Source organism: Marinobacterium aestuarii, assembly GCF_001651805.1.
Taxonomy (GTDB): Bacteria; Pseudomonadota; Gammaproteobacteria; order Pseudomonadales; family Balneatricaceae; genus Marinobacterium_A; species Marinobacterium_A aestuarii.
In genome coordinates this window covers 3,041,642-3,067,620 of record NZ_CP015839.1, presented here as the reverse complement: position 1 = coordinate 3,067,620, position 25,979 = coordinate 3,041,642, and the positions used below count along the sequence as shown (strand labels likewise).

Sequence of the window (25,979 nt, the reverse complement as noted above, 5' to 3'; positions counted from 1 at the left end):
AGAAGCTGCCGGGCTTTTAATCCATTCGATTGTGCACTTGTGTCTGCCTGTTCATGGTGATGTTAGCCGCGGCTCTTGTTGTCCCGCCCGCCGCCGGAGCGGTTACCCTGCTGGGTGCGGCCACCGGAACTGCGCGGGCCGCCGCCGCTTGGCTTACGGTTGTCGCCGCGGCTGCTGTCACGGCTGCTATTGCTGCCAGCACCGCCAGTGCGACCTGTACGTGCCTTGTCGGACGAAGAGCCGGACGAAGAACCTGACGACGGACGCGCACCGCTACCCGCACTGCGGGGCTTGGCGCTGCTGCTGCGCTGCTCGCCGGCTTCGTCCGACTGGCGCGGTGTAGCGGGGCGCGGGCCCTTGGTCTTCTTGTGGGACTTGCCAGATTTGACGCCGGGCTTGATGTCGGATTTCTTCTTCGCTTTGGCCTTGGCCTTGGCCTTGCTTTTCTTGGCCTGCTTGTTGGCCTGAGGCTCGGGCTTGCTCGGTTCCAGACCTTCTATCTTGCGGCGCTTGAGCGGCTGCTGCAGGTAGCGTTCGATACGGCCAACACGGGGCCAGTCGAGGGAATCGACGATGGACACCGCGATGCCCTGGGAACCGTCACGGCCGGCGCGTCCGGCACGGTGAATATAGGAGTCGGCCTTGAGGGGCAGGTTCAGGTTGATGACATGGCTGATATGGGCCAGGTCGAGGCCGCGGGAGGCAACGTCGGTTGCCACCAGAACCTTGAGCCGGCCCCGGCGCAGCTGCTTCATGTGCAGCGTGCGGTCGCCCTGGTCCATCTCACCGTGCAGACCGTCGCACATGATGCCCATGGCCCGCACAATAGCGACCCACTGCTCGACCTGCTTGCGGCTGTTAACGAACACCAGCGCCTGATCGATGCTTTCATCGCTGATCAGGGACTTGAACAGGGCCAGTTTGTGTTCGTCATTATCCGCGCGCAGGATGCTGTGTTCGATATTGCCGGCCATGGAGCGGGCGTTGCTCACCGCAACCTGGGCCGCTTCGGGCTTGAGCAGCTTGCCGGCCAGTATCTGGATGGGGGCAGATTCCAGGGTGGCGGAGAACATCAGCGTCTGGTGCTCGACCGGCACCAGGCTGGCAATCTCGTTCAGCGGTTCCTGGAAACCCAGATCCAGCATGCGGTCGGCTTCGTCGATGATCAGCAGGTTGACGTCGCTGAGATCAACCCAGCCTTTCTCGTCCAGTTCCAGCAGGCGGCCGGGGGTGGAGATCAGCAGATCCATACCGGCTTCCATGATCTGTTTCTGGTTGCCGTAGGGCATGCCGCCCACGATCAGACCACATTGCATCGACAGCTCGGCGGCAAAGGATTCCACCACCCGCAGAATCTGGCTGGCCAGCTCGCGGGTCGGGCTCAGAATCAGTACCCGCGGTGACAGCCCGGTGCGCGGCGGCTGGTCCAGCAGGTGCTGCAAGGCTGGCAGCAGGAAGGCCAGCGTTTTGCCGCTGCCGGTGGGTGCCGTGGCAAGGATGTCCTGGCCATCGATGGTCAGCGGAATGGATTGCTGCTGGATCGGCGTCGGGCTTGAAAAGCCGGATTCGATCAGGTGCTGTTGCAGTTCGAGATCTAAATCGAGGTCGAGAAAGGACATCGTTCGGGGGTTCGCCAGCTAAACTGTTTGAATGGCTGCATAGAATACCGCAAAAGCGCCGTCACGGGCGCCTATTAATTTTGCAGCTTTGGTCAGGTTGTGCCGGCGCCTGCAGCTTGCCGTTAACAGGGCAGACGGGGGGCGCAGGATGATTGGGGTGCGGCTGTCTGGGTATTGCAGGTCGCGCTGGCGGTATCAAGGCGCGTTGCGACTTGTCCACAGAGCCCCCAGCCCCTATTATGCGCAGCCTAAAACATTCAGCAGTGAAGCGAGTAAAGTACATTGTCAAGGCCGCAGTTTTCCCCCGGTCAGCGCTGGATCAGCAACACGGAGTCGGAGCTTGGGCTCGGTGTTGTTGTCGAGCAGACGGGGCGTAGCGTCACCCTCAATTTCCCGGCAGTCGAAGAACAGCGTACCTATGCGGTGACCAATGCGCCGCTGAGCCGTGTCGAATACCCGGTGGGCGACAAGGTTCGTACCACCTCCGGCATCGAGCTGCAGATCACCGAACGCCAGGAGCTGAATGGCTGTCTTTTTTACCACGGTACCGATCAGCACGGCGAAAGCCTGACGCTGGCCGAGCTTGAGCTCGACAGCCGCGTACGTTTCAGCAAACCCCAGGATCGTCTGTTCGCGGGTCAGGTCGACAAAAACAACGCCTTCCTGCTGCGCGTCGATACCCAGGAACATCTGCAGCGCCATCGTCAGTCCGAGGCCTATGGTCTGCTCGGCGGGCGCGTACAGCTGCTGCCGCACCAGTATTTTATTGCCAGCCAGGTCGCGCGCCGCCCGGTGCAGCGCGTGTTGCTGGCCGATGAGGTCGGGCTTGGCAAAACCGTGGAAGCCGGTCTGATCATGCATCAGCTGCTGTTCAGTGGCCGTGCCCAGCGCGTGCTGATAGTGGTACCCGATAGTCTGGTACATCAGTGGCTGGTGGAAATGCTGCGTCGCTTCAACCTGCGTTTCAGCATTCTGGATCCGCTGCGCTGTGTGGCGCTGGAAGCGGCCGGCGAGGGCAACCCGTTCGAAAGCGCCCAGCTGGTGCTCTGCAGTCTGTCTTTCCTGACCGGCGATGACGAGCGTCACCGTGCTGCCATGGACGCGGGCTGGGATCTGCTGGTGGTCGATGAGGCCCATCATCTGGGCTGGAGCGAGGAAGCCGCCAGCCACAGCTATAACGCCATCGAATCCCTGGCCAAGGCGACGCCCGGGCTCTTGCTGCTGACTGCCACCCCGGAACAGCTGGGTCAGGACGGCCACTTTGCGCGTCTGCGTCTGCTGGATCCTGATCGCTACCACGACCTGCAGGCGTTCCGTGACGAAGAGTCCGAGTACCGCACCATCAGTAACCTGGTGCAGCGCCTGCAGGCTGAAGACGTGCGTGACCAGCTGCGTGATGCACCTGAGCTGCTGGCCTCGCTGGAACACTATCTGGGCGAAACGGCACTGGCGCCGCTGCGCGCAGAGCTGGAAGACGGCGATATCGTGCATCTGGTCGCCGATGCCATCGCCAGTCTGCTGGATCGCCACGGCACCGGTCGAGTACTGTTTCGCAATACCCGCGAGGGCGTCCAGGGTTTCCCCAAGCGCGAGCTCTACCGCTATCCGCTGGTGCAGCCGGAGGCCTATGCCGACGTGCTTGTGGACACCAATCTTGATGCCGTATTGCATCCCGAAGCCGGCTTTGACGACGACTGGCTCGACTGGGATCCGCGTGTCGAGTGGCTCTGTGAGTGGCTGCGCGAGCACCGTGCAGACAAGACGCTGGTGATCTGTGCGCGCAAGAACACGGCCCGGGCGCTGGAAAAACAGCTGCGCCTGTTCGAGGGTGTCAAGGCGGCGGTCTTCCACGAAGGCATGAGCCTGCTGGAGCGTGACCGCGCCGCCGCGTACTTTGCCGATGAGGACGACAGTGCCCAGGTGCTGATCTGTTCCGAAATTGGCAGTGAAGGGCGCAACTTCCAGTTTGCCCATCACCTGGTGCTGTTTGATCTGCCGCTTAACCCTGATTTGCTGGAGCAGCGCATCGGCCGTCTGGACCGTATCGGTCAGCGCAATGATGTGCAGATTCACGTGCCCTATTTCGAGCAGAGCCCGCAGGCGGTACTGCTGAACTGGTTTGACCTGGGCATCAATGCGTTCAAGCGCAACAATCCGGCTGGCCAGGCGCTGTTCCAGCAGTTCGCCCCGGCCCTGCGCGAGCTGCTGCTGTGCTACGACGACGCGCAGCTGCAGCAGTTGCTGGACGACACGCGCCACCGCGCCGACGAGTTGCTGGAGCAGCTGCAGGCCGGACGCGACCGTCTGCTGGAACTCAATTCCTGCCAGCCCGAGCCCGCCGCACGCATGATCGAACATGTGGCCGAGGCCTCTCGTTCACTGGAACTGGCCAGCTACATGGAACGGGTGTTCGACCTGTTCGGCGTCGAACAGCAGACCCATGGCCCCGATAGCATGGTGCTGCACCCGGGCAATCACATGCCGGTGTCGAGTCTGCCGGGTCTGCCGGAGGATGGCATTACCGCCACCTTCCAGCGCACTCTGGCGCTGTCCCGCGAGGACATGCAGTTCCTTACCTGGGAGCATCCGCTGGTGAGTGGCTCCATGGAGCTGGTCAGTGAGGGCGAATTTGGCAACACCGCGCTATGCAGCCTCAAGCTGCCACCGCTGCCGCCGGGTACTCTGTTGCTCGAAGCTTTTTTCACCCTGCGTTGCACAGCGCCGCGCGCGCTGCAGATGCAGCGTTACCTGGGGCAGCATTCGGTACGCCTGGTGTTCGATAACAACGGCAATAACCTCAGTGGCATCATCGCCCACGGCCATATCAACAAGCTGGCCGAGCGCGTCGGGCGCCGCACGGCCCAGTCGCTGGTGAGTCATGCCAGGCCGCAGATTGCCGAGATGGTGGAGCGGGCCGAAACCCTGGCCGCTACCCAGGATGAGCAGGTGCGTGAACAGGCTCGCGCCCGGGCTGACGAATTGCTGGGTGCCGAGATTGTCCGCATGCGCGCACTGGCCCAGGTAAACCCGAACATTCGTGATGAGGAAATCGCCTTGCTGGAGCAGCAGCTGGAGCAGGTTCGGGCACAGATTGATCTGGTTCATCTTGAGCTTGATGCCCTGCGCATCGCGGTGGTTGAGTGATCACGTCAAGCAGCCTGTCGAACTTACCGCTGACCTACTGCGGAAAAGCCCGGCAGGCTGCAAGGCCCCGCGCATATTCCGGGTCGGCACTGTTGCCGGCCATTACCCCTGATTGGAGTTAAACCTTGCTATTCACCGATCTGCCCCTGGATAAACGTCTGCTCAAGCTGCTTGAACAGCTGAATTTCAGCCAGGCAACTGAAATTCAGCAGCAGTCGATTCCGTTTGCGCTCAACGATCGTGACCTGATTGCGTCCTCCAAGACGGGGTCTGGCAAGACGCTGGCCTACCTGATACCGGCCCTGCAGCGGGTCACCAAGCGCAAGTCCCTCACCAAGCGGGACCCGCGTGTGCTCATTCTGGTGCCCACACGGGAGCTGGCAGGCCAGGTGTATGGTCAGCTGCGCTCCCTGCTGGCGGGCAGTCAGCTCAAGGGGGTGCTTATTCAGGGCGGCGAGAACTTCAATGACCAGGAGAAGATGCTCAGGCGCGATCCGGACTTCGTTGTCGCCACTCCTGGGCGTCTGGCGAACCATCTGGACGCCCGTACCCTGGTGCTGGCGGGGCTTGAGATGCTGGTGCTGGATGAAGCCGACCGCATGCTGGATCTGGGCTTTGCCGAACAGCTGCGCCAGATCAATGCGGCGGCCAATCACCGCCTGCGCCAGACGCTGCTGTTCTCGGCCACGCTGGATCATGCCGAAGTTGAAACCCTGGCCAGTGATTTGCTGAAAAATCCCAAACGTGTCGCCATCGATGCCATTACCCGGCCCCATGACGATATCCGCCAGCGCTTTTTCCTATGCGATCATCTGGATCACAAGCAGGCACTGCTGGCGCATCTGCTGAAGGATGAAAAATTTCTGCAGGTCATTATTTTCACCGCCACGCGCGGTGATACCGAACGTCTGGCTCAGTGGCTTGGCGAACGCGGCCTCAAAACCGCAGCACTGAGCGGTGAGCTGGCCCAGAGCGAGCGTAATCGCATCATGGATGGTTTCAGTCGCGGCCAGCAGCAGGTGCTGGTGACAACCGATTTGGCATCGCGCGGGCTCGATCTGCTCAATGTGTCTCTGGTGATCAACTTTGATCTGCCGCGGCACAGCGAAGAGTATGTGCACCGTATCGGCCGAACCGGCCGCGCCGGTGCCAAGGGTGATGCCATCTCTCTGGTGGGGCCCAAGGACTGGGATAGCCTGACGCGTATCCGTCGCATGCTGCAGCAGGATATCGAGTATTCCACCATTGCGGGCATGGTCGGCAAGTTTAAGGGGCTGGTGCCTGAACCGGTCAAGCCGCCGCGTGTGCCGGTACAGGCAGCAGCGGCTCCCATGGGGCGCAAGGCGCGCAACAAGCTCAAGAATGCTGTCGAGCGGCCAAGGCCTGGGCGGGCCAAGAGCAAGGTGGTGTCGGACGATGGTTTCGCCCCCATGCTGCGGTCCAAAAAGCCGCCGGTGCCGGATACCGACGACGACTGATTGATCACAGGGATGGCGCTTTTGCAAACGCCGCCGTCGGGGCTTGCCCGTCGGCGGCGTTTGCACGATACTGGCGCGCTTTGAAAACTGGTGGGAGTGACTCGATGGAGATCACCAAAGATTGCGTGGTGCAGTTCCATTACAACCTGCACGATGCCGACGGTAACGAACTGGAAAACAGCCGCAAGGGCGACCCTATGGCGTACCTGCACGGGCATCAGAACATGATGGCCGGGCTGGAAAAGGCGCTGGAAGGGCACAGTGCCGGCGACGTATTCAGTGTGACCCTGGCACCGGAAGATGCCTATGGTTCGCGTACTGAAGACTCCGAGCAGCGCATTCCGCTCAAGCATCTGCAGGGTTCGAAAAAGTGGCGCCCAGGCATGGTTGCCACGGTGCAGACAGATCAGGGCGGGCGCCAGGTACAGATCCTGAAAGTCGGCAAGTTCATGGTGACCGTGGATACCAACCACCCGCTGGCGGGCAAGACGATCACCTTTGATGTTGAAGTTACCGATGTACGCGCCGCCAGCGCCGAAGAAGTCTCCCACGGCCATGCCCACGGTGTGGGCGGTCACCACCATTAATTGATTTCCAAAGGTTGTCAGCAACGCCCTGATCGGCGAAGCTGACGGGCCTGACAAACGCAACAGAGCGAGTGGAGCGAATATGGCAACTGCAAGTGCACGTCACATCCTGGTTAAAAGCGAAGCCAAATGTCTGGAACTGAAGGCCAGCATTGAAGCCGGTGGCGATTTCGCCGCAGCGGCACGCGAATTCTCCGACTGCCCGTCCGGCGCCCGTGGTGGTGATCTGGGCAACTTTGGCCGCGGCCAGATGGTGCCTGAGTTCGACCAGGTTGTATTCAGCGCGCCGCTGAACACGGTTCAGGGTCCGGTCAAGACCCAGTTCGGTTACCACCTGCTGGAAGTGACCGCGCGCAAGGATTGATCCTGCGTACCGGGCGTCGCCATGGCGCCCGGCTGTTGAGTGCTCGATCCGTTTATGCCCGCCCCGCGTTATATCTTCGTTATTCGTTATTCGTTATTCGTTATGCTTTCGCCTTTCGCCTTTCGCCTATCTTGTTGCTTGTCCCTGACTTTGTACAGGCTTGCGCCCGCGCGTCTTAAAACGGCATTATATTGCCCATAATCATCAGCGCAGGAACGCAGCATGAGCAAATCAATCAAGGTGGTCGTAACACGCAAGAAGGACAATGAGGCGCCTGATCCGGCGCGTCAGCTTCGCATTGACGAGGCCATGGGGTTTGTCCGTGGCTTGCGCAAGAAGGGCGATAATCTCAAGGTCATGGTCGACAAGCTCAACGAGCACGGCCACCTCTGCCCCGATGGTTCAGCCTGGACCTACGACAGCCTCAATAGCTTCATTCACGACCATCAGCTGTAAGTCGCTATCCCTTGATGGCGCAAGTTCAGTAGAATGACCGGCTTTAGGGCCGGCGCAGTGCCGCAGCAGAAGGACCAGGTGCATGAATCAACTTAGCTTCCAGTTAAAAGGAAGTGTTGTAACCGCGATCGTACTCGAACTGTACCGCTATTCCCGTGCCGACTTCAGTGCAGAGCTCAGTGCCAAGGTGCGTCAGGCGCCGATGTTTTTCCATCAGACACCCGTGGTTATCAGCCTTGAAAAACTTGAGGCGGATGTACCGCCCATCGATTTTCCGGAATTGATCGCCCTGTGTCGTGACTTCGGCCTGCGCCCCATGGCATTCAAGGGTGCACCGGCGGCGCTGGGAGATGTACTGGAGGCCACCGGGCTGGTGCTGATTCCAGCCGGGCAGGGCGGACGTGCCCCTGTGCCGGAACCGGCGCCGCCACAAGTCGCGGCGACAGCTGAGCCTGAGGTGGTGGTGCGAACCGTGGTGGAGGAAAAGCTGGTACATCGCCCCAGCAAGATTATTACCCGCCCGATCCGCTCCGGTCAGCAAGTGTACGCCGAGGGCAGCGACCTGATTGTTATGGCCGCCGTGAGTGAAGGTGCCGAAATCCTGGCCGATGGCCACATTCATGTATATGGTCCCCTGCGCGGCCGCGCCCTGGCGGGTGTGCGCGGCGATGTACAGGCGCGCATTTTCTGCCAGAGCCTGGAAGCGGAGCTGGTGTCCGTGGCCGGCAATTTCAAACTGAGCGACAGTTTGCGCGAGCTAACCTGGAAGGCGCCGTCACAGGTGTATCTGCAAGACGACACGTTGCATGTGGATGCGCTTTGATGAATACTCCCGAACCGGGTGAAGCAGGCAGAATTGAGGAGAGGGTGTTGGCTAAAATTATCGTGGTGACCTCTGGCAAGGGGGGCGTGGGCAAAACGACCAGTAGCGCCGCCATCGGCACAGGTCTTGCTTTACGGGGTTTTAAAACCGCTATTATCGATTTTGACGTTGGCCTGCGTAACCTTGATCTGATCATGGGCTGTGAGCGGCGCGTGGTGTATGACTTCGTTAATGTCATCAACAAGGAAGCAACTCTCAATCAGGCCCTGATCAAGGACAAGCGCACGCCGAACCTGTTCATCCTGCCGGCCTCTCAAACCCGCGACAAGGATGCCCTGAGTCAGGAAGGCGTGCAGGCGGTGCTGAACGAGCTGTCCCGTGATTTCGATTACATTGTCTGTGACTCCCCGGCCGGGATCGAAAAGGGCGCCCAGATGGCGCTTTACTACGCCGATATCGCCGTGGTTGTTACCAACCCGGAAGTGTCCTCGGTACGTGACTCTGATCGCATTCTGGGCATTCTGCAGAGCAAGACCCGCCGCGTGGAAGCCGGAGAAGAGCCGGTGCAGGAACATCTGCTGCTGACCCGCTATAACCCGGCCCGCGTGCAAGCCGGTGAAATGCTCAGCGTGCAGGACGTCGAAGACATTCTGGCGATTCCGCTGATCGGTGTTATTCCCGAGTCTGAAGCCGTACTCAAGGCCTCAAACCAGGGGATGCCGGTGATACTGGATCAGGAAACAGAGGCCGGTCAGGCCTACAGCGACGCCGTGGCGCGTTTGCTGGGTGAGGAAGTTGAACACCGCTTCCTTGAAGTGCAGAAAAAAGGATTCTTCAAACGCCTGCTGGGAGGTAAGTAGTGAGCATTTTTGATTACTTTCGCAGCAAAACAAAGAACTCGTCTGCGTCAGTTGCCAAGGAGCGGCTGCAAATTATCGTTGCGCACGAACGCGGACAGCGTCAGCAACCGGACTACTTGCCGCAGATGCAGCAGGAAATCCTCGATGTGATTCGCAAGTACGTGGCTATTGACCAGGAAAGCGTCAACATCCAGCTGGAAAACAACGATCACTGCTCGATTCTCGAGCTGAACGTAACCCTGCCGGATCGCTAAGCTGGTCGATAATAGCTATTAAGGGTAGTGTGAGCCTTGTATTTCGGGGTTCGGACTGCCCTTTCTGCGTTTTGGTCGATAGATGTATGCAGATGCAGCAGGAAATCCTCGATGTGATCCGGCTCTTTATACGAGCAGGGCGTCGCTATTGACCAGGAAAGCGTAAACATCCAGCTGGAAAACAACGATCACTGCTCGATTCTCGAGCTGAACCTAACCCTGCCGGATCGTTAATCCCCGCCTGTCGTTCCGTGCCCGAACGGAACCTGACCTTGTGAGGGCGTTGCTAGCTCCCGGCTGCAAAGGCAAGCAAAGACGGAACTCTATGATTCGGGGCTCCGTCTTTGCTTTTCTGTCCGCCGCAGAAGCAGCAGGAGATTCTAGATGTGATTCGGCCTCCTATACATGCAGAGGCGATCGTCCACCGCTTGCGCTTCAGTTTTATACCGTTATCTTGTTTTCACCTTTCACCTTTCACCTTTCACCTTTCACCTTTCACCTTTCACCTTTCACCTTTCACCTTTCACCTTTCACCTTTCAAGCCGGCTGCGAACCTGTTCCACCGTGCGGTTGGGGAACTGGCGGTAATCGGGGTAGGGCGTGAGCAGTATATTCCCGCGTATCAGAACCCGGCCTTCATCGTCGAGCGGGCTGAAAGTGCCCGGATCAAACCCCAGGCGCTGCCAGCTGGCTTTGCCCGCCACCAGGTGCCATTGCGCAGTGGGCAGCAGGCCGTCGGCAAAGCAGATCACCTCGTGGCGGTGCAGTAGCTCAAGATCCCGATAATCCTGCCAGCGACAATCCGCTGGTGTGCCGAGCTTGGCCAGGATGCTGAAAATCTTGCGCCAGTGGTTGCCATTGTGCCGAATCAGGTCGGGTATGTCGGGGTGCAGTTTGCCGTGCTCGCTGGCCAAAATCAGTGGTGGGTTGGGCAGGTAGAGCGCAAGGCGTGCACCGGGAGCGCCGAGGAGCGCAGGTTCGTCCGTGGGTTGAGGAGATGTCTGCGGAGCTGTCATCTTGCTGTTCGTCTTGTTGCCGATAGGGGTGTTTCGTGCGCTGTCGGGTGTGCGATTTTCATCAGGCGGAACCATTACTTTCGGCGCTTTATGCCCGTGCCAGGCGTGGCGGCCATGGGGTCGTCCGGCCAGTGGTGCTTGGGATAGCGTCCCTTCATATCCTTCTGTACGTCGCGGTAACTGTTGTTCCAGAAACTCACCAGATCCTGAGTCACCTGCAGCGGGCGCTGTGCCGGTGAGAGCAGGTGCAATTTCAGAGCGACCCGGCCGATGCGCGGTGTCTGTGAGCAGCCGAACAGTTCCTGCAGTTTGACCGCCAGCACCGGGGGATCCTGTTCGTAGTCGATGCGCGCGCGATTGCCGGAGGGCAATTGATAGTGCTCAGGCGCCAGCGCGTCCAGTTGCTGCGGCAGAGGCCAGGGCAGACGGTTGTGCAGGATGGCACTTAGATCCAGGGCGGCGAAATGATTGATATGGCTGACCCGGTCGAGCCAGGGCAGCAGCCAGGTCTCAAGCGTATCGAGCAGGGCCTGATCGGACAGGTCGGGCCAATCGGTTTCTGGAGTGGTGTCTGAGACGGCATCGCTGCCTGCATTGGCATTCTGCAGCAGTGCCTGGCGCCGTACAAAGGTCACGCGGGTGCGCCAGCGCTGCAGGTTCTGGGTCCAGGGCAGCAGGCCGAGGCCGCGCTTGCGGATCAGGGCGCAGAGTGCGCCCGCCCGGGCCTCGGGTTCGATGCGATTGAGGGCTTCACGGGCCAGAACCAGATTGCCGATCTTCTGCTGGCGTTCGGCAATGAGGCGGTTTTCACTGTCCTGCCAGTGAATCTGGTCGCGGGTCTGTACGAGGGCGGCCAGGGGACCATCAAACAGCGCAGGATCCAGCGCAGCGGCAAGCTGGATGCGATCCACGCTGTCACCACTGCGCCCGCTCAGCTGTGCTGTTGCCAGCCAGGGCGCATTGCGCAGCGGGTCGTCCGGGTTCATGCGGGCGCTGCGTCCGTTGCTGAGCTGGTAGTCCAGCCCCTGGGGTTGGCGGCGCACGGCAATGCGGTCGGGATAGGCGCAGGCGATCAGTACGGCGATGGCATTGTCCCGGGATAGCTTGCTCGCACTCTGTGGTACGTCGAGCTTGCGGCACAGGGTACGGAACTGCTCGACCTGCTGGCGCAGGCGCTGCCACTGGGCGCGTTCCTGGGGTTGGCGCTTGATGTCACCGTGCAGCCAGGCAAGCCGCAGGGCTATGTCGGCCTGGGCACGCCCCAGGGGGTCGCGGTCGGACAGCAGCGCGGCCAGATCGCAGGCCAGCTCCAGCAGGCCGAGTCGGCACCCCTCCAGCAGCATATGGGCCAGGCGCGGATGGGCTGGCAGCTGCGCCATGCGTTCGCCGTGGGGTGTCAGGCTCCAGCGCGGGCCTTCGTGCCGCGCGCCACCCAGGTGGTGCAACAAATCCAGCGCCTGCTGGTAAGGCCCCGGAGCCGGTGCATCGAGCCAGGCCAGTTCGTTCGGGTCGGTAATGCCCCATTGCAGCAGTTGCAGCGCCAGCGGCGCCAGATCCGCCTGGCGTATTTCAGGTTCGCTGTGGGGGCTGAGAGCCTGTTGCTGGCTTTCGGACCAGAGGCGGTAGCACAGGCCGGGCTCGGTACGCCCGGCGCGTCCGGCGCGCTGCACGCTGGAGGCCCGTGACAGGCGACGGGTCTGCAGGCGTGACATGCCGGTGGCGGCGTCAAATACGGCCTGACGGCTCAGGCCGCTGTCGACCACCACCCGCACGCCCTCAATGGTCAGGCTGGTTTCGGCGATAGCGGTCGCCAGTACCACTTTGCGCTGGCCGGGTGCTGCCGGGGCAATGGCGCTGCGCTGGGCGTCCAGGCTGAGGTCGCCGTACAGCGGGCTGAGCAGGATGCTATCACTGCCTGCGTTGAATGAATGCAGCTGGTCGCGCAGCAGGCGATGGGTCTCGCGAATTTCCCGTTGCCCGGGCAGAAACACCAGCACGCTGCCGCTCTCTTCGTACAGCGCTTCCATCACTGTGGCGGCAACGCGCGGCTCGATACGCTCGCCCGGCTGGGCGCCTGCGCCGTAGTGGATGTCGACCGGCCAGCTGCGGCCTTGGCTGCGAATCAGTGGCGCGCCGCCCAGCAGGCGGGCGCTGGCATCGCCATTGAGGGTGGCAGACATCAGCAGGAGGCGCAGCGGGTTGTCGTCGCGCAGCAGTGCCCGGCCCTGCAGCGTCAGGGCAAGACCGAGGTCCGCATCCAGGCTGCGTTCATGAAACTCGTCGAAAATCACCAGGCCGACGCCCTCAAGTGAGGGGTCGGACTGCAGCATGCGGGTCAGAATGCCTTCGGTGACCACTTCAATGCGCGTCTCAGGTCCGACCCGGGTATCAAAACGGATGCGGTAGCCTACGCGCTGGCCAACCTTTTCTTGGAGGCTTTGCGCCATGCGTTCGGCGGCGGCCCGGGCGGCCAGGCGCCTGGGTTCGAGCATGAGGATTTTCTGGCCTGCCAGCCAGGGTTCATGCAGCAGCGCCAGGGGTACGCGCGTGGTTTTGCCGGCGCCGGGCGGTGCTTCCAGCACCGCTTCGGTATGCAGGGTCAGTGCCTGTTTCAGGGCGGGTAATATCTCGTCGATGGGTAATGCAGTCATGGAGTAGGGCGTGCCAGGTGATGCAGCCATGCCTCAGTCATTGTCGGGCTGGAGACGGCTGATGCGTGCAGTAATAAAAAGGGTGAGCAGTATGGCGGCGCAAAAGGCATAGAGGCCGTAATGAATCTGCACCTGGGCGATGGCGCCGAGCTTTACCGTCACCACCAGTACCGCGACCACGAAGACATCAAGCATCGACCAGCGCCCGTAATCGTGCATCAGCTTCAGGTAGCGCGGCAGGCGACTGTCGTGCTCTATCGCAGCACCGGTCAGGCGATACAGCACCAGCAGCTTGAGCGTCGGCAACACAATACTGAAACCTGCGATGAGCAGGAACAGCAAATACTGCCCCTGCAGCAGCAGCTGCCAGGTGCCGGACAGTACCGAAAAGCTGCTTTGGATAAACAGGAACTGTTCGATGGTCAGCATGGGCGCGCTGAGGCCGACCAGCAGCAAGGCGGCGGTAAGCACCAGTAGCAGCCGCAGCTGTGAGGCCCTGCGAGGCGTAAGGGCGGGGCCAGTTGAGGGTGGCATAGACACATCCATTCCTGTCGCTGTTGGATCTGGGCATGATACCGGAACGGGCCAGACGCTGCCCCCGGATTTGTCCGGTGACATGAGAGTCTTCTGTGACCTTTTTTGCCGTCTTGTATCCAGGTGCAGACAGAATCTAAATGAGAATTATTAATAGGCGCAGAAACAGGCTAGGCGCTGATACGGTTATCTGGCACACTGCGTGCAATTAAGTGAATTAACGTATTTTTTATGATGCTGAACAAGCTTCCGAAGCGCCTGATGCGCCCGCTGGTAACGGTGCTGCTGGCCATGCCCCTGGTCTTCCTGTCCGGCACCAATGCCAGCTGGGCTACCGAAAAGCTTGCCGATAAAACGGCAGCTCAGGCTAAAAACAGCGGCAAGATCCGCACGCTGGCGCTCGATTCGCTGCAAGGTGGGGGCGCTGCGGATTCGAAGGTCAAGCTCAAGGTGACTGCTACCGCGTACAATTCACTGCCAGACCAGACTCAGGGCAAGGCCAATATTGGCGCCTGGGGTCACCGCCTCAAGCCTGGCCTCAAGGCCATTGCCGTCTCCCGCGATCTGCTGGGCATGGGTCTTGAACCCGGCACCGAAGTCGAAATCGAAGGTCTCCCGGGGCGCTATCAGGTGCTCGATAAAATGCACCGCCGCTGGGCCCGCAAGATCGATATCTATATGGGTGTGGATGAGGATGCTGCGCTCGCCTGGGGCAAAAGGCCCGTTGTCATTCGCTGGGAAAATCAGGACTCCTGATCCGCAGCGCCTGTTTCGTTACCTCCTGTTATTTCAGTATCTCCGCCATCCCTGGCGGGCATGGATGCGGTCACGGCATAACTCTTTAGCCTAAAAGTGTGGGCGCAGGTGCGTGGACCTGCTGGGCTTCGTCGGGTAGAGGCGCCGTTTGCATTGGGCCCTGGTTCCAGATCAGGCCAATGATGCAACATCTCTGCTGCAAGCATTAACCCAGGTTAATAACGTACGTTTTCGCAAAGAAAACCCAGCCTTTGACAATCTTTTTACTTCGATAACGCCTAGAGTTGAGAGAATCTGAATTCCATCAGGTTGGCCGTGGATGCTCACACTCGCGTTCTGTGCGCTGCGGTTGATTTCGGCACTGTCTGAGCAACAAGGGGTTAAAGGATTCGATGTCCGAGCAACGAAGCGATAATAAGAAGCGGCTGCTGGCGCAGCTGGGTGAACTATTCGAAAGCCGGTTGGCATCTGACACCGTTGCCCAGGTGGGCGCCTTCGCCGCGGCCTACTATCGGGTCTCACCCTATGAGGAGCTGGCCGAGCGGCGGCTCGACAATCTCTATGGTGCGACCTTGTCCTGCTTTCAGTTTCTTCACGAAAGCGACGCTCACGAACCACGGCTGCGGGTGTTCAACCCCGACCTGGAACAGCATGGCTGGCACTGCAATCACACCGTCATTCAGATCCTTCACCCTAATATGCCCTTTCTGGTGGACTCCCTGCGAATGGAGATGAACCGCCGTGAAATGGCGATTCATGTGGTGCACAGCTCGGTGCTGGATCTGTCCCGCGACAGCAGCGGCAGCGTGCTCGGGCTGGTAGACAAAGGCACCGAAGGCGCTCTGCGCGAGGCACTGATCTATCTGGAAGTCGATCGTCACAGTGCGGCGGACGAACTCAAGGCACTGCAGGCTCAGTTGAGCGAAGTGCTGGGCGAAGTGCGGGCCTCGGTGGCGGATTTCCCGGCCATGCGCGGGCGCCTTGAAAGCCTGCGCGATGAGCTTCGTGTCCAGAAAGCAGGTACTTCTGCTGATTCTGTAACGGAAGCGGCGGCCTTTTGCGACTGGATGCTGAACGACCGTTTTACCTTTTTGGGGTACGACGAGCTGGCCTTCAGCGGTGCCGGAGACGCCTTTGGCGTGAAGCGAGTTGCCGGCAGCGAGCTGGGTACCCTGAAACTGCACGCCCAGAGCGGGCGCAGCCGCAGCGGCAGTGAGTTACGCGCCGAAGAACGGGATTTCATGCTCTGCTCCGATCCCCTGACTTTTGCCAAGGATGCCGTGCGCTCCCGGGTACATCGTCCGGCGCATCAGGATCTGGTGGTGATCAAGCGCTTTGATGCAGCAGGTGATGTCTGCGGCGAACATCGTTTCTACGGCCTTTGGACTTCGCCAGTGTACGTCGAGCCGCCATTGCAGGTGCCGCTGCTGCGCCGCCGCGCGCAAAAGGCCCTGGCGCGGGCCGGCTTCGACCCCCATGGTCACAGCGGCAAGGCGCTGATGCAGATCATCGCCGAACTGCCGCGTGATGAGCTGTTTCTGGCCAATGACGATGAGCTGTTCGACATGGCCATGGGTATTTTCAATCTGCAGGAGCGCCGCAAGGTCAAACTGCTGATTCGCCGTGACAGCTGCTCCAAGTTTGTCAGTTGCCTTTATTTTGTGCCGCGGGATCTGTACACCACAGCGCTGCGCCTGCAGGTGCAGCAGCGCCTGATTGAACACTTCGGCGCCCGTGACTGCGAGTTCACCACCCGCTTTAGCGAATCGCTGCTGGCACGGGTGCATTTTGTGCTGCAGGTGGACCCGGATAGGACGCTGGAATTTAACGCCCAGGCCATCGAAGCCGAGGTCATCGAGATATCCAAGGCCTGGAGCGAAGATCTGCACGCCGCCCTGATCGAGAGCGCCGGTGAAGAGCTTGGCAATCAGCTGATTAATCACTATCGCCACGCCTTTCCGACCGCCTATCGAGAGGATTTCAGTCCCAGCAGCGCGGTCTACGATATCCAGCGCATTGAACAGCTGGATGCAAGTCGCACCATCAACCTGAGCTTTTACCGTGTGCTGGAGCAGAGCCGCGAAGTGTTGCGCTTCAAGCTGTTCCATCCGCAGCAGCCGCTGATCCTGTCCGATGTTATTCCTGTGCTCGAAAAACTCGGCATGCGCGTGGTGGGCGAACACCCCTACAAGGTCAAGCGCCGCGACGGCGCCCGTTTCTGGATTCACGATTTCACCCTGCGCTACGACAGCGTGGAGCCGGTGGTGCTGGAGGACGTGAAGCAGAACTTCCAGGATGCCTTTTCCAGTGTCTGGGCCGGGCGGGCCGAAAGCGACGAGTTTAACCGTCTGGTGATAGGCGCCAACCTGTCCTGGCGCGAAGTCGCCATGCTGCGGGCCTATGCCCGTTACAATCAGCAGATCCGCTTTGGCTTCAGTCAGCCCTATATCGCCGAGGCGCTGGGACGTCATCTGTACCTGACCCGTCTGCTGGTGGCGCTGTTCAAGGCGCGCTTTGAGCCGGGCCGTCAGAGCAGCCGCAAGGTGCAGGCCCTGACCGAGCGTATTGCCGCCAGCATCATCGAGGGCCTCGACAAGGTCGATAACCTCAACGATGACAAGATTCTGCGGCGCTTTCTGGAGCTGATTCAGGCCACGCTGCGGACCAACTACTATCAGCCCGATGCCAAGGGCGAGCTGAAGGATTATTTTGCCTTCAAGCTCAACCCCCACGGCATCGCCGATATTCCGTTGCCCAGGCCCATGTTCGAGGTGTTCGTGTACTCGGCCCGGGTTGAGGGTGTACACCTGCGCGGCGGCAAGGTCGCCCGTGGTGGCCTGCGCTGGTCGGACAGGCGCGAGGATTACCGTACCGAAGTGCTGGGCCTGGTGAAGGCGCAGCAGGTCAAGAATGCCGTCATCGTGCCGGTGGGCGCCAAGGGCGGCTTTGTGCCCAAGGCGCTGCCGGTGAATGGCAACCGCGACGAGATTCAGGCCGAGGGTATTGCCTGTTACCAGATATTTATTCGCGCACTGCTGGATGTGACTGACAACCTGGTGGGGGCCGATTTGGTACCGCCCAAAGGGCTGGTGCGTCACGACGAGGATGATCCCTATCTGGTGGTGGCGGCGGACAAGGGCACCGCGACCTTCTCCGACATTGCCAATGAAATCGCCGAGGAATACGGCTTCTGGCTCGGCGACGCCTTTGCATCCGGCGGCAGCCAGGGGTACGACCACAAGAAAATGGGCATCACGGCGCGGGGCGCCTGGGAGTCGGTCAAACTGCATTTCCGTGAGCTGGGGCTCGACACCCAGACGCAGGAATTCACCGTGGTGGCCATCGGCGATATGGCAGGCGATGTGTTTGGCAACGGCATGCTGATGTCGCGCCATACGCGTCTGGTGGCGGCCTTTAACCATCTGCATATTTTCATCGACCCACAACCCGATCCTGCCAGCAGCTACGTTGAGCGCGAGCGCCTCTTTGTGCTGCCCCGCTCGAGCTGGGATGACTATGACCGCAGCCTGATTTCCACCGGTGGCGGCATCTTCCTGCGCAGCGCCAAGTGGATCGAGATCAGCCCCGAAATGAAACAGCGCTTTGGCATTACGGCCGACCGTCTGGCACCGACAGAACTGTTGTCGGCGCTGTTGCGTGCCCAGGTCGATCTGATCTGGAACGGCGGTATCGGCACCTACGTCAAGGCCAGTCACGAGAGCCACGCCGATGTCGGCGACAAGGCCAACGACTCCCTGCGTATTGACGGCAAGCAGCTGCGTTGCCGGGTGCTGGGCGAGGGCGGCAACCTGGGCTTCACCCAGCACGGGCGCATCGAATACTGCCTGCACGGCGGCGCATCCAACACCGACTTTATCGATAATGCCGGTGGCGTGGATTGTTCCGACCATGAGGTCAATATCAAGATCCTGCTCAACGAAGTTGTGGCCAACGGCGACATGACGGTCAAGCAGCGCAACGCCATGCTGCGCGAGATGACCGAGGAAATCGCCCGCCTGGTGTTGAAGAACAACTACAGTCAGACGCTGGCCATCAGTATCGCGAAAACGCATTCGCGCAGTTCGCTGGATGACTACATCCGCCTGATTCACCGGTTGGAGGCGTCGGGCCGGCTGGTGCGTTCGCTGGAGTTCATTCCCTCCGACGAGGTATTGCAGGAGCGCAAGGCCCAGCAGCTGGGGCTGACCCGGCCGGAGCTGTCGGTACTGATTTCCTATACCAAGGCCGAGCTGAAGGAAAAACTGACCGGCTCATGGATCACCCAAGACCCGTTTCTGTCCCGGGCCATCGCCACGGCCTTCCCGGATCAGCTGGTGCAGCGTTTCCCCGAGCAGGTACAGAACCACCGCCTGCGCTCGGAAATCATCGCCACCCAGATTGCCAATGCGCTGGTGAACCACATGGGTATCACCTTCATGCAGCATCTGCAGCAGGCCAGCGGGCGCGACCAGGCGGCCATTGCCGCAGCCTACGTGATTGCCCGCGAGCTGTATGATATCGAGCCGTTGTGGCGCGAGATCGAAGCCCTGGACAACCAGGTGCCGGCGCAGTTGCAGCAGGACATGATGCTGGACCTGATGCGCCTGGTGCGCCGGGCCAGCTACTGGTTCCTGCTCAAGCAGCGCGGGACCCTGGAAGTGGCGGCTACGGTCGAGCGCTACCAGCCGGGTATCCGCACGATCAGCCCGACCATCGCGCAGCGTCTGCAGGGCGAGCCGCTGAACGATTGGCAGCAGCGCAGCAGCGCCCTGGTGGACGCTGGTGTACCTGAATCCCTCGCGGCCAGGGTGGCCTCAGCGGACAGCCTCTATGCGCTGCTGGGTGTTATCGAGGCGGCGGCGCAAACCGGCCAGGCGCTGGAGCGGGTGGCTGCGGTCTACTTCGATCTGGCCCAGCGACTTGAGCTGCACTGGTTTGATCAGCAGGTACGGGCCATTGAGGTCGGTAACCACTGGCAGTCCATGGCTCGCGACGGTCTGCGCGAAGACCTCAACACCCAGATGCGGGTACTGACGGTCAACGTGCTGGAAGAAGGGGCCGAAAGCGCCGATCCGACAGCGCTGGTGGAAGACTGGCTCGAGCGCCAGGCATCCTTGCTGGGGCGCTGGCAGCAGATGCTCAGCGAGCTGCGTGCCAGCAGTGGCAACGACAGTGCAATCTTTACCGTCGCCATGCGCGAGCTGTTCGACCTGGCTCAGGCCGGCGGTTAAGTACGTACCAGGCCGGTGGGCGTTCTGCCCACCGGCCTTTTCCACCACTGGGTACTCTTTTTTACGCACTCTGCTGTCGCGCAACCCTCGTCCTGCCTTTTCCCCGCCGATCCGATCTCGGCAATCTTTTCCCGTGAATCAGTTTGCATGAATCTGCCTGCATGCATCGACCTTGCCTGAGTCCCTGTGCACAATAGGGCCCTCTATACGACTGCTGCGGATTTGCTGTGCCTGTGATCAAACGTTATCTGCTGCGCCCGCTGCTCAAGGCGACCCTCTGGCTCATCGCCGGCTGGGTCGGTTTCAGTGTGCTGCTGGTGTTGCTGCTCAAGGTGGTGAACCCGCCTGTCTGGTCCTGGCTGATTCAGCGTGAACTCTTTCCCCCCGCCGGTTACCCGGATGAGTACGCCCATCGCTGGATGTCCACTGAGCGCATCTCGCCGGCCATGCGCCTGGCGGTTATTGCTGCCGAGGATCAGCGCTTTGCCGATCACAGCGGCTTTGATTTCAAGGCCATCAAGCGGGCGCTGGATCACAATCTCGATGGCGGCAGCGTACGCGGCGCCAGTACCCTGACCCAGCAGACGGCCAAGAATCTGTTTTTGTGGTCGGGCCGCAGCTGGGTGCGCAAGGGGCTGGAGGCCTGGTTTGCATTGCTGCTGGAGCTGCTCTGGGACAAGAGCCGCATTCTGGAGGTGTACCTGAATATCGTCGAGTTTGGCCCGGGTATCTATGGCGTCGAGGCGGCGGGGCGCTACTACTACGGCACGCCTGCGCGTGCGCTCAGCAATCTGCAGGCCGCGCGCCTGGCGGCGGTGCTGCCCAACCCCTATCGCTACCGGGCCCAGCCGCCCAGCCCCTATGTGCAGCAGCGCAGCCAGTGGATCCTGCGGCAGATGCGCCAGCTCGGCACCGTCACGCTCAAGGCCCTCGACGATTGATGACAACTGCCAGATAGCCCCGGCGGCTAGCGCGGGGCACTTTAGGATTAACATGGGCGGCTTTGAGTGCCGCTGCGCTAGTGTACTGTTGCATTCTTGGTGGTGCTTTAGAACGCGCTCATTTTTCGCCAGCCAAGGCGTGAGGCACAGTCTTGGTGGGGCTATGGCGACAACGAACAACGCAGGATGGCGGAAAAAGGGGCCGTTATAAGCTTCATATAGCGTGCAACAGTACACTAGGATCAGGATTATCAATGCGAATACTTCACAGCTCGGACTGGCATCTCGGGCAGCATTTCATGGGCAAGAGCCGCGAAGCCGAACACCGGGCCTTTCTGACCTGGCTGATCGAACAGGTGCAGGCACATCAGGTGGATGCGCTCATTGTTGCCGGCGATCTGTTTGATACAGGTACACCGCCGAGCTATGCCCGCAAGCTCTACAACCAGTTTATTGCCGACCTGCGCCTTACCGGCTGCCAGCTGGTGATCCTGGGCGGCAACCATGACTCTGTCTCGACCCTGCATGAGTCCCGCGAGCTGCTGGCCTGCCTGGGTACGACGGTAGTGGGCGGAGTCACGGCGGACCCCGCCGATCAGGTCATAGTGCTGCAGCGTCGCGATGGCTCGCCTGGGGCTGTGCTCTGTGCCATCCCTTACCTGCGCCCGCGGGATCTCATTGAAAGCCATGCCGGCGAGAGCACGCAGCACAAGCGCCAGGCCCTGAGCGATGCTATTGGTCGTCATTATACCGTTATCTATGACGCGGCCTGTGGTGTCAGGGAGGCGTTGCAGTTGCAAGTGCAAGAGGCACAGGAAGGGCAGCAGGCGGGCGATCCCTGTGCGTTGCCGATTATTGCCACCGGGCATCTGACCTGCGTCGGCGGTCAGCTGTCCGAGTCCGTGCGTGAGCTTTACATAGGTACGCTTGAGGCCTATCCGGCGGGTGCATTTCCGCCAGCCGACTACATCGCTCTGGGGCATCTGCACCGTGCCCAGGCCGTGGGGGGCGCGTCCCATATTCGTTACAGCGGCTCGCCCATTGCCCTGAGCTTTGATGAAAGCCGCGGCAGCAAGCAGGTGCTGCGGGTGGATTTCGACGACGGTGCCCTGGCGGAGGTCACGCCGCTGCCGGTGCCCGGCTGGCAGCCCATGCATAGTTTCAGCGGTACTCTTAAAGAACTCGAAACCCAGCTGCAACAGGCGTTCGGGCAGGTCTGCGATGACAACCAGCCCCCAAGTGGCCCCGCTGCCTGGCTCGAGATTGAAGTGCGCGGTGACGATTACCTCAGCGACCTGCAACCGCGGGTGCAGCAGCTGGTAGAGGGCTTGCCGGTCGAGGTGCTGCGTATCCGGCGCCAGCGCAGTGCCAGCAGCATTGCGCTGACGCGGGACAGTCGCGAAACCCTGCAGGAGTTGTCTGTGCGTGAGGTGTTTGAGCGTCGCTTAAGTATTGAGGAAAGCCTGGATGACGGCTCCCGGGCGCGCCTGGGCGAGGCCTTTGATTCGCTGCTGACACAGCTGCAGGACGGGGAGTCAGCCACATGCGAATCCTGAGTCTGAGGCTGAAAAACATCAATTCCCTCAAGGGCGAATGGAAACTGGATTTTCGTGCGTCCGAATTTCGGGATAACGGTCTCTTTGCGATTACCGGCCCGACGGGTGCTGGCAAAACCACCTTGCTGGATGCCATCTGTCTGGCGCTCTACCACGCTACGCCGCGGCTGAATGTGTCGGCGGGCAGTAATGAGCTGATGACGCGCCATACCGCCGACTGCCTGGCGGAGGTGGAATTCGAGGTGCGCGGCGAGGAATACCGGGCCTTCTGGTCCCAGCGTCGCGCCCGTAATCAGCCGGATGGCAAGCTGCAGGCGCCCCAGGTGGAACTGGCCCGAGCAGACGGTGAGCTACTGAGTACCCGTATCGGTGAAAAGCTCAACCTGGTAAGTGAACTTACAGGCCTCGATTTTGCCCGCTTTACCAAGTCGATGATGCTGGCCCAGGGCGGCTTTGCCGCCTTTCTGAATGCCAGCCCCAACGAAAGGGCTGAGCTGCTGGAAGAGCTGACCGGTACCGAAATTTACGGTGAAATATCGCGCCTTGCGTTTGAGCGCAAGCGCAGTGAGGAAGAGGCCCTGCGGGTGTTGCAGGCCCGCGCCGGCGCCGTTGAGCTGCTGGATCAGGCAAGCCTGGCGGCACTGGATGTCGAGCAGACTGAACTAAGCGCGCAGCACCGTCAGTTGCAGGCCGATGACATTCGGTTACAGCAGGAAATACAGGGGCTTGAAGCACTGGGCCAGGCACGCAGTGCCCAGCTGCAGGCCGAGGCCGAGCAGACGAGGGCACAGCAGGCCCTCGAGCGCGAGGCGGTGCAGCTGGCGCGGCTGGACGCTTGCCTGCCAGCGCTGGATCTGCGACCGCTGCACCAGCAGTGGCAGGCGGATCTTACTCAGGCGCGCGAGCTTTTAGCGGCCCGCAGGCAGGATGAGCAGCTGCTGCTGCAGGCGCAGCAGCAGCTGGATGCTCAGCAGGCCGTGCAGCAGCAGGCCCGCCAACAGCTTGATGGCGTGCGGCAGGAGCGCGAAGCTACCGAAATCCGCCTGCTGGAAGAGGTTATGCCGCTGGATAACCGCATGGCGCAGCTGGCCGAACGTCAGCGCGAGCTGGCGACCACGCTGGGGGCTCAGTCCCAAAGCTTTACCGAGTTGGGGGATCAGCACGAGGGTCTGGCGGAGAACCTCAAGCAGGCGCAGCTTGAGCGCGATCAGGCACAGGATTACCTGCAAAAGAATCAGGCCGCTGCGCGCCTGGGCGAACAGCTGCCACTGTGGCAGGAGCGCTTCGCCCAGCGCGGGCGTCTGTTACAGCAGCTGAATGATATGAGGCAGCGTCAGCAGGGTCTGGCTAGGGGCCAGGCAAGGCTTGCGCGGGAGTTGCCGGCATTGCAGGCGGGGCAGCTTCAGAACCGCGAACGCATGCAGCAGCTGCAGCAGCAAGCGCAGGCGTTAGGCGGGCAGAGGGAAACGCTGTTGGCCTCCCGCATCCCGGCGCAGCTGGAGCAGTCGCGCAAATCATTACAGGGCGCAGCACGAACCCTGGATCGGCTCGACGGTCTGGGGCGGCGTTTCCAGGCTTTGGAAACGGCGCTGAAATCGCGCACTGCGCTGCTCGGCCAGCGCCGTGCCGAGCTTGAAACGCAGCAGGCCGTGCTCGTGGCTGCACGGCAGCAATACAGCGATTGCAAACAGCACCGCGATGATCTGGAACAGCTGCTGGCGCAGGAACAGCGCATCAGCGATCTGAGTGCCTATCGCGACGCTCTGCAGCCTGACGAAGCCTGCCCACTCTGTGGCTCGCAGCAGCATCCCTATATTTCCGATTACCGCCAGCCGCAGCTGTCCGAGACGCGCCAGCGTTACGAGGCCAAGAAACTGCAGTTGGAGCAGCTGCAGCTGGATGGCCAGAAGATGGCCGCCGCCACCGCGACACTGCAGGCCGGTCTCAATGAGCTGCAGCAGCAAAGCATTCAGGACGGCGCCGAGCAATCCAGCCTGCACAACGAGGCGCAGCCGTTGATCGAGAGTCTGTTCGATGCCTTTAGCGCCAGTGCGCAGCAGGGGGCCGAGATCCGGCTGCAACTGACCGATAGCGCCGGTATTACCCAGTGCGTACAGCGCCTTGGCGCCCAGTTGGCCGAATGTGAGATGACTCTGTCGCAGCTGCGTGAACTGGATCAGGCGCTGCAACGCCTGCGCGACGAAAGGGTGCAGACCGACAGCCTGCTGGCCAGCCAGAGTCATCAGTTGGACATGCAGACCCACGAGCTGCAAACACTGCAGCAACAGCAGGAACAGACGGCTGCTGAAGTGCAGGCGCAGCAGGATGCGCTGACAGCGCTGGAGCAGTCGCTGCACAGCGCGCTGCAAGAGACTCTTGGCGAAAGTGCGTTGCCCGCAGCGGACATGCAGGCAACCTGGCTGGAACAGAAGGCGCAGTACTGGGCCGATTATCAGCGGATGCACAGCCGCAGCGCCGATAATACGCGCAACTGCGAACAGCTTGAGGCCCGGCTTGAGGTGCTGGGGCGTGATCTTGCATTGCTGCAGCAACAGCAGGCGGCGAATCTCGCGCAGCAGCGCGACTGGACGCAGCAGGGCGAGGCGCTTGCTGCGCAGCGCTCGATGCTGTTTGAAGGCCGCGCGGTCGCACAGATTCGCACGCAGCAGCAGCAGCGGCTGCAACAGGCCGATACGTGCTGGCAGCAGGCGGCTACCGCGCTGGCGGCAGCACAAAAAAGCGTGGACGGGCTGCGCGGCAGTCTTGAAGCCCTGCAGCAGCGCGAGATCCAGCAGAGGGCACAGCTTGAGCGCTCCGCGCCTGCCTGGCTAGAGGCGCTTGAGGCCAGTCCTTTCGCCGATGAGGCCGGTTATATTGAGGCCTTGCTGGAGCCGCACGCGCGGCGTGAGTTGCAGGCGCTGCGCCAGACGCTGGACGGTGACCTGTCCCGGGCGCAGACCCTGCTGCTGCAGGCGTGCACGCGCCTGGCAGAGCTCGAACAGCAGCCATTTGCGGTGCTGGATCAGGCTGCCGTGCAAAGGGCACGGGCGGCGGTGACTGAACAACTGCAGACGCTGGTGCAGCGCCGGGGCGCCCTGATGCAGCAGTTGGAGCAGGATGCGCGCCTGCGTCAGGCACAGCGGGCGCTGTTGCAGGGGATCGAGGCGCAGCAGGCGAATTATGATACCTGGGCGCAGCTTTCGAGCCTGATCGGCTCGCAGAAGGGTGACCGCTTTCGCCGCTTTGCCCAGGGACTGACGCTGGATCATCTGATCTACCTGGCCAACCGTCAGCTCGGGCGTCTTGATGGCCGTTACCGCCTGCAGCGCAAGAGCGGCGATGAGCTGGAGCTGGAAGTGATCGATAGCTGGCAGGCCGATGCACTGCGCGATACGCGCACCCTGTCCGGTGGCGAAAGCTTTCTGGTGAGTCTGGCACTGGCACTGGCGTTGTCGGACCTGGTGAGCCACCGTACCAGTATCGATTCGCTGTTTCTGGATGAGGGCTTTGGCACCCTGGATGCGGATACGCTGGATACGGCGCTCAATGCACTGGACAGCCTGAATGCCAGCGGCAAGATGATAGGCGTGATTTCCCATGTGGAGGCGCTCAAAGAGCGCATTCCGGTGCAGGTCAGGGTGCGCAAGGGCAATGGTCTGGGGTGCAGCCGACTGGACGCGCGCTTTGCGTTTGCGCCGGCCTAGTCACC

Annotated in this window: 17 protein-coding genes; 13 read left to right on the top strand and 4 right to left on the bottom strand. The window is 61.2% G+C overall.

From position 1 onward, the window contains the following. Positions 1-62 precede the first annotated feature (62 nt). The gene (locus A8C75_RS13425) at positions 63-1,619 is read right to left on the bottom strand and encodes a DEAD/DEAH box helicase (protein ID WP_084784065.1); all 1,557 of its coding nucleotides are present in this window, start codon (positions 1,617-1,619) and stop codon (positions 63-65) included. Between the two features lie 282 nt (positions 1,620-1,901). Between A8C75_RS13425 and rapA the strand changes: the two genes are divergently transcribed. The 8 genes from rapA to minE all read left to right on the top strand — a co-directional run bounded on the left by rapA (position 1,902) and on the right by minE (position 9,585). After that, positions 1,902-4,763 (top strand): RNA polymerase-associated protein RapA, encoded by a 2,862-nt coding sequence (rapA, locus tag A8C75_RS13420; RefSeq protein ID WP_067383234.1) that lies wholly within the window; start codon positions 1,902-1,904, stop codon positions 4,761-4,763. Positions 4,764-4,888: 125 nt separating this feature from the next. Further along, complete coding sequence (locus tag A8C75_RS13415) at positions 4,889-6,241, top strand: DEAD/DEAH box helicase (protein ID WP_067383231.1); 1,353 nt, start codon at positions 4,889-4,891, stop codon at positions 6,239-6,241. 104 nt (positions 6,242-6,345) lie between these two features. Then, complete coding sequence (locus tag A8C75_RS13410; protein ID WP_067383229.1) at positions 6,346-6,828, top strand: FKBP-type peptidyl-prolyl cis-trans isomerase; 483 nt, start codon at positions 6,346-6,348, stop codon at positions 6,826-6,828. An 82-nt stretch (positions 6,829-6,910) separates the two neighbouring features. Continuing rightward, a complete protein-coding gene (locus A8C75_RS13405; protein WP_067292033.1) occupies positions 6,911-7,192 on the top strand; it encodes a peptidylprolyl isomerase in 282 nt (93 codons plus the stop codon). Between the two features lie 222 nt (positions 7,193-7,414). Continuing rightward, entirely contained in the window at positions 7,415-7,648 is a 234-nt protein-coding gene (locus tag A8C75_RS13400; RefSeq protein WP_067383226.1) for a hypothetical protein, read from the top strand. Positions 7,649-7,730: 82 nt separating this feature from the next. After that, positions 7,731-8,471 (top strand): septum site-determining protein MinC, encoded by a 741-nt coding sequence (gene minC, locus A8C75_RS13395; protein WP_067383223.1) that lies wholly within the window; start codon positions 7,731-7,733, stop codon positions 8,469-8,471. Between the two features lie 47 nt (positions 8,472-8,518). Next, on the top strand, positions 8,519-9,331 hold the full coding sequence (minD, locus tag A8C75_RS13390) for a septum site-determining protein MinD (RefSeq protein ID WP_067387307.1): 813 nt from the start codon (positions 8,519-8,521) through the stop codon (positions 9,329-9,331). Continuing rightward, entirely contained in the window at positions 9,331-9,585 is a 255-nt protein-coding gene (gene minE / locus A8C75_RS13385) for a cell division topological specificity factor MinE (RefSeq protein ID WP_067383220.1), read from the top strand. Before minD ends, minE begins: the two co-directional genes overlap by 1 nt. Before the next feature lie 530 nt (positions 9,586-10,115). Here the strand turns inward: minE and A8C75_RS13380 are convergent. The 3 genes from A8C75_RS13380 to A8C75_RS13370 form a co-directional block, all read right to left on the bottom strand. Continuing rightward, entirely contained in the window at positions 10,116-10,601 is a 486-nt protein-coding gene (locus A8C75_RS13380; protein WP_157890294.1) for a DUF6942 family protein, read from the bottom strand. A gap of 74 nt (positions 10,602-10,675) precedes the next feature. Continuing rightward, complete coding sequence (gene hrpB, locus A8C75_RS13375; RefSeq protein WP_335623508.1) at positions 10,676-13,282, bottom strand: ATP-dependent helicase HrpB; 2,607 nt, start codon at positions 13,280-13,282, stop codon at positions 10,676-10,678. 3 nt (positions 13,283-13,285) lie between these two features. Then, positions 13,286-13,786: a paraquat-inducible protein A gene (locus tag A8C75_RS13370; RefSeq protein WP_227819917.1), complete on the bottom strand. Its 501-nt coding sequence runs from the start codon at positions 13,784-13,786 to the stop codon at positions 13,286-13,288. Positions 13,787-14,017: 231 nt separating this feature from the next. On the opposite strand from A8C75_RS13370, the gene A8C75_RS13365 reads away from it, so the two are divergent. The 5 genes from A8C75_RS13365 to A8C75_RS13345 all read left to right on the top strand — a co-directional run bounded on the left by A8C75_RS13365 (position 14,018) and on the right by A8C75_RS13345 (position 25,974). Next, a complete protein-coding gene (locus tag A8C75_RS13365) occupies positions 14,018-14,542 on the top strand; it encodes a 3D domain-containing protein (protein ID WP_227819916.1) in 525 nt (174 codons plus the stop codon). 392 nt (positions 14,543-14,934) lie between these two features. Next, positions 14,935-19,773 carry an NAD-glutamate dehydrogenase gene (locus A8C75_RS13360; protein WP_067383214.1) on the top strand — a complete coding sequence of 1,613 codons (4,839 nt, stop codon included), beginning with the start codon at positions 14,935-14,937 and terminating at the stop codon, positions 19,771-19,773. A gap of 227 nt (positions 19,774-20,000) precedes the next feature. Continuing rightward, on the top strand, positions 20,001-20,714 hold the full coding sequence (gene mtgA / locus A8C75_RS13355; RefSeq protein ID WP_067383212.1) for a monofunctional biosynthetic peptidoglycan transglycosylase: 714 nt from the start codon (positions 20,001-20,003) through the stop codon (positions 20,712-20,714). A gap of 254 nt (positions 20,715-20,968) precedes the next feature. Further along, positions 20,969-22,270: an exonuclease subunit SbcD gene (sbcD, locus tag A8C75_RS13350; protein ID WP_067383209.1), complete on the top strand. Its 1,302-nt coding sequence runs from the start codon at positions 20,969-20,971 to the stop codon at positions 22,268-22,270. Continuing rightward, positions 22,258-25,974 (top strand): SbcC/MukB-like Walker B domain-containing protein, encoded by a 3,717-nt coding sequence (locus A8C75_RS13345; protein ID WP_067383206.1) that lies wholly within the window; start codon positions 22,258-22,260, stop codon positions 25,972-25,974. The genes sbcD and A8C75_RS13345 overlap by 13 nt, the downstream gene beginning before the upstream one ends. The last annotated feature ends 5 nt before the right edge of the window (positions 25,975-25,979 follow it).

Excerpts from the sequence above, each read along its gene's own strand:
- A8C75_RS13425 (WP_084784065.1), bottom strand. The coding sequence starts at position 1,619 with ATGTCCTTTCTCGACCTCGATTTAGATCTCGAACTGCAACAGCACCTG.
- A8C75_RS13410 (WP_067383229.1), top strand. The coding sequence starts at position 6,346 with ATGGAGATCACCAAAGATTGCGTGGTGCAGTTCCATTACAACCTGCAC.
- A8C75_RS13405 (WP_067292033.1), top strand. The coding sequence starts at position 6,911 with ATGGCAACTGCAAGTGCACGTCACATCCTGGTTAAAAGCGAAGCCAAA.
- A8C75_RS13400 (WP_067383226.1), top strand. The coding sequence starts at position 7,415 with ATGAGCAAATCAATCAAGGTGGTCGTAACACGCAAGAAGGACAATGAG.
- minC (WP_067383223.1), top strand. The coding sequence starts at position 7,731 with ATGAATCAACTTAGCTTCCAGTTAAAAGGAAGTGTTGTAACCGCGATC.
- A8C75_RS13380 (WP_157890294.1), bottom strand. The coding sequence starts at position 10,601 with ATGACAGCTCCGCAGACATCTCCTCAACCCACGGACGAACCTGCGCTC.
- hrpB (WP_335623508.1), bottom strand. The coding sequence starts at position 13,282 with ATGGCTGCATCACCTGGCACGCCCTACTCCATGACTGCATTACCCATC.
- A8C75_RS13370 (WP_227819917.1), bottom strand. The coding sequence starts at position 13,786 with ATGCCACCCTCAACTGGCCCCGCCCTTACGCCTCGCAGGGCCTCACAG.
- A8C75_RS13365 (WP_227819916.1), top strand. The coding sequence starts at position 14,018 with ATGATGCTGAACAAGCTTCCGAAGCGCCTGATGCGCCCGCTGGTAACG.
- A8C75_RS13360 (WP_067383214.1), top strand. The coding sequence starts at position 14,935 with ATGTCCGAGCAACGAAGCGATAATAAGAAGCGGCTGCTGGCGCAGCTG.
- sbcD (WP_067383209.1), top strand. The coding sequence starts at position 20,969 with ATGCGAATACTTCACAGCTCGGACTGGCATCTCGGGCAGCATTTCATG.
- A8C75_RS13345 (WP_067383206.1), top strand. The coding sequence starts at position 22,258 with ATGCGAATCCTGAGTCTGAGGCTGAAAAACATCAATTCCCTCAAGGGC.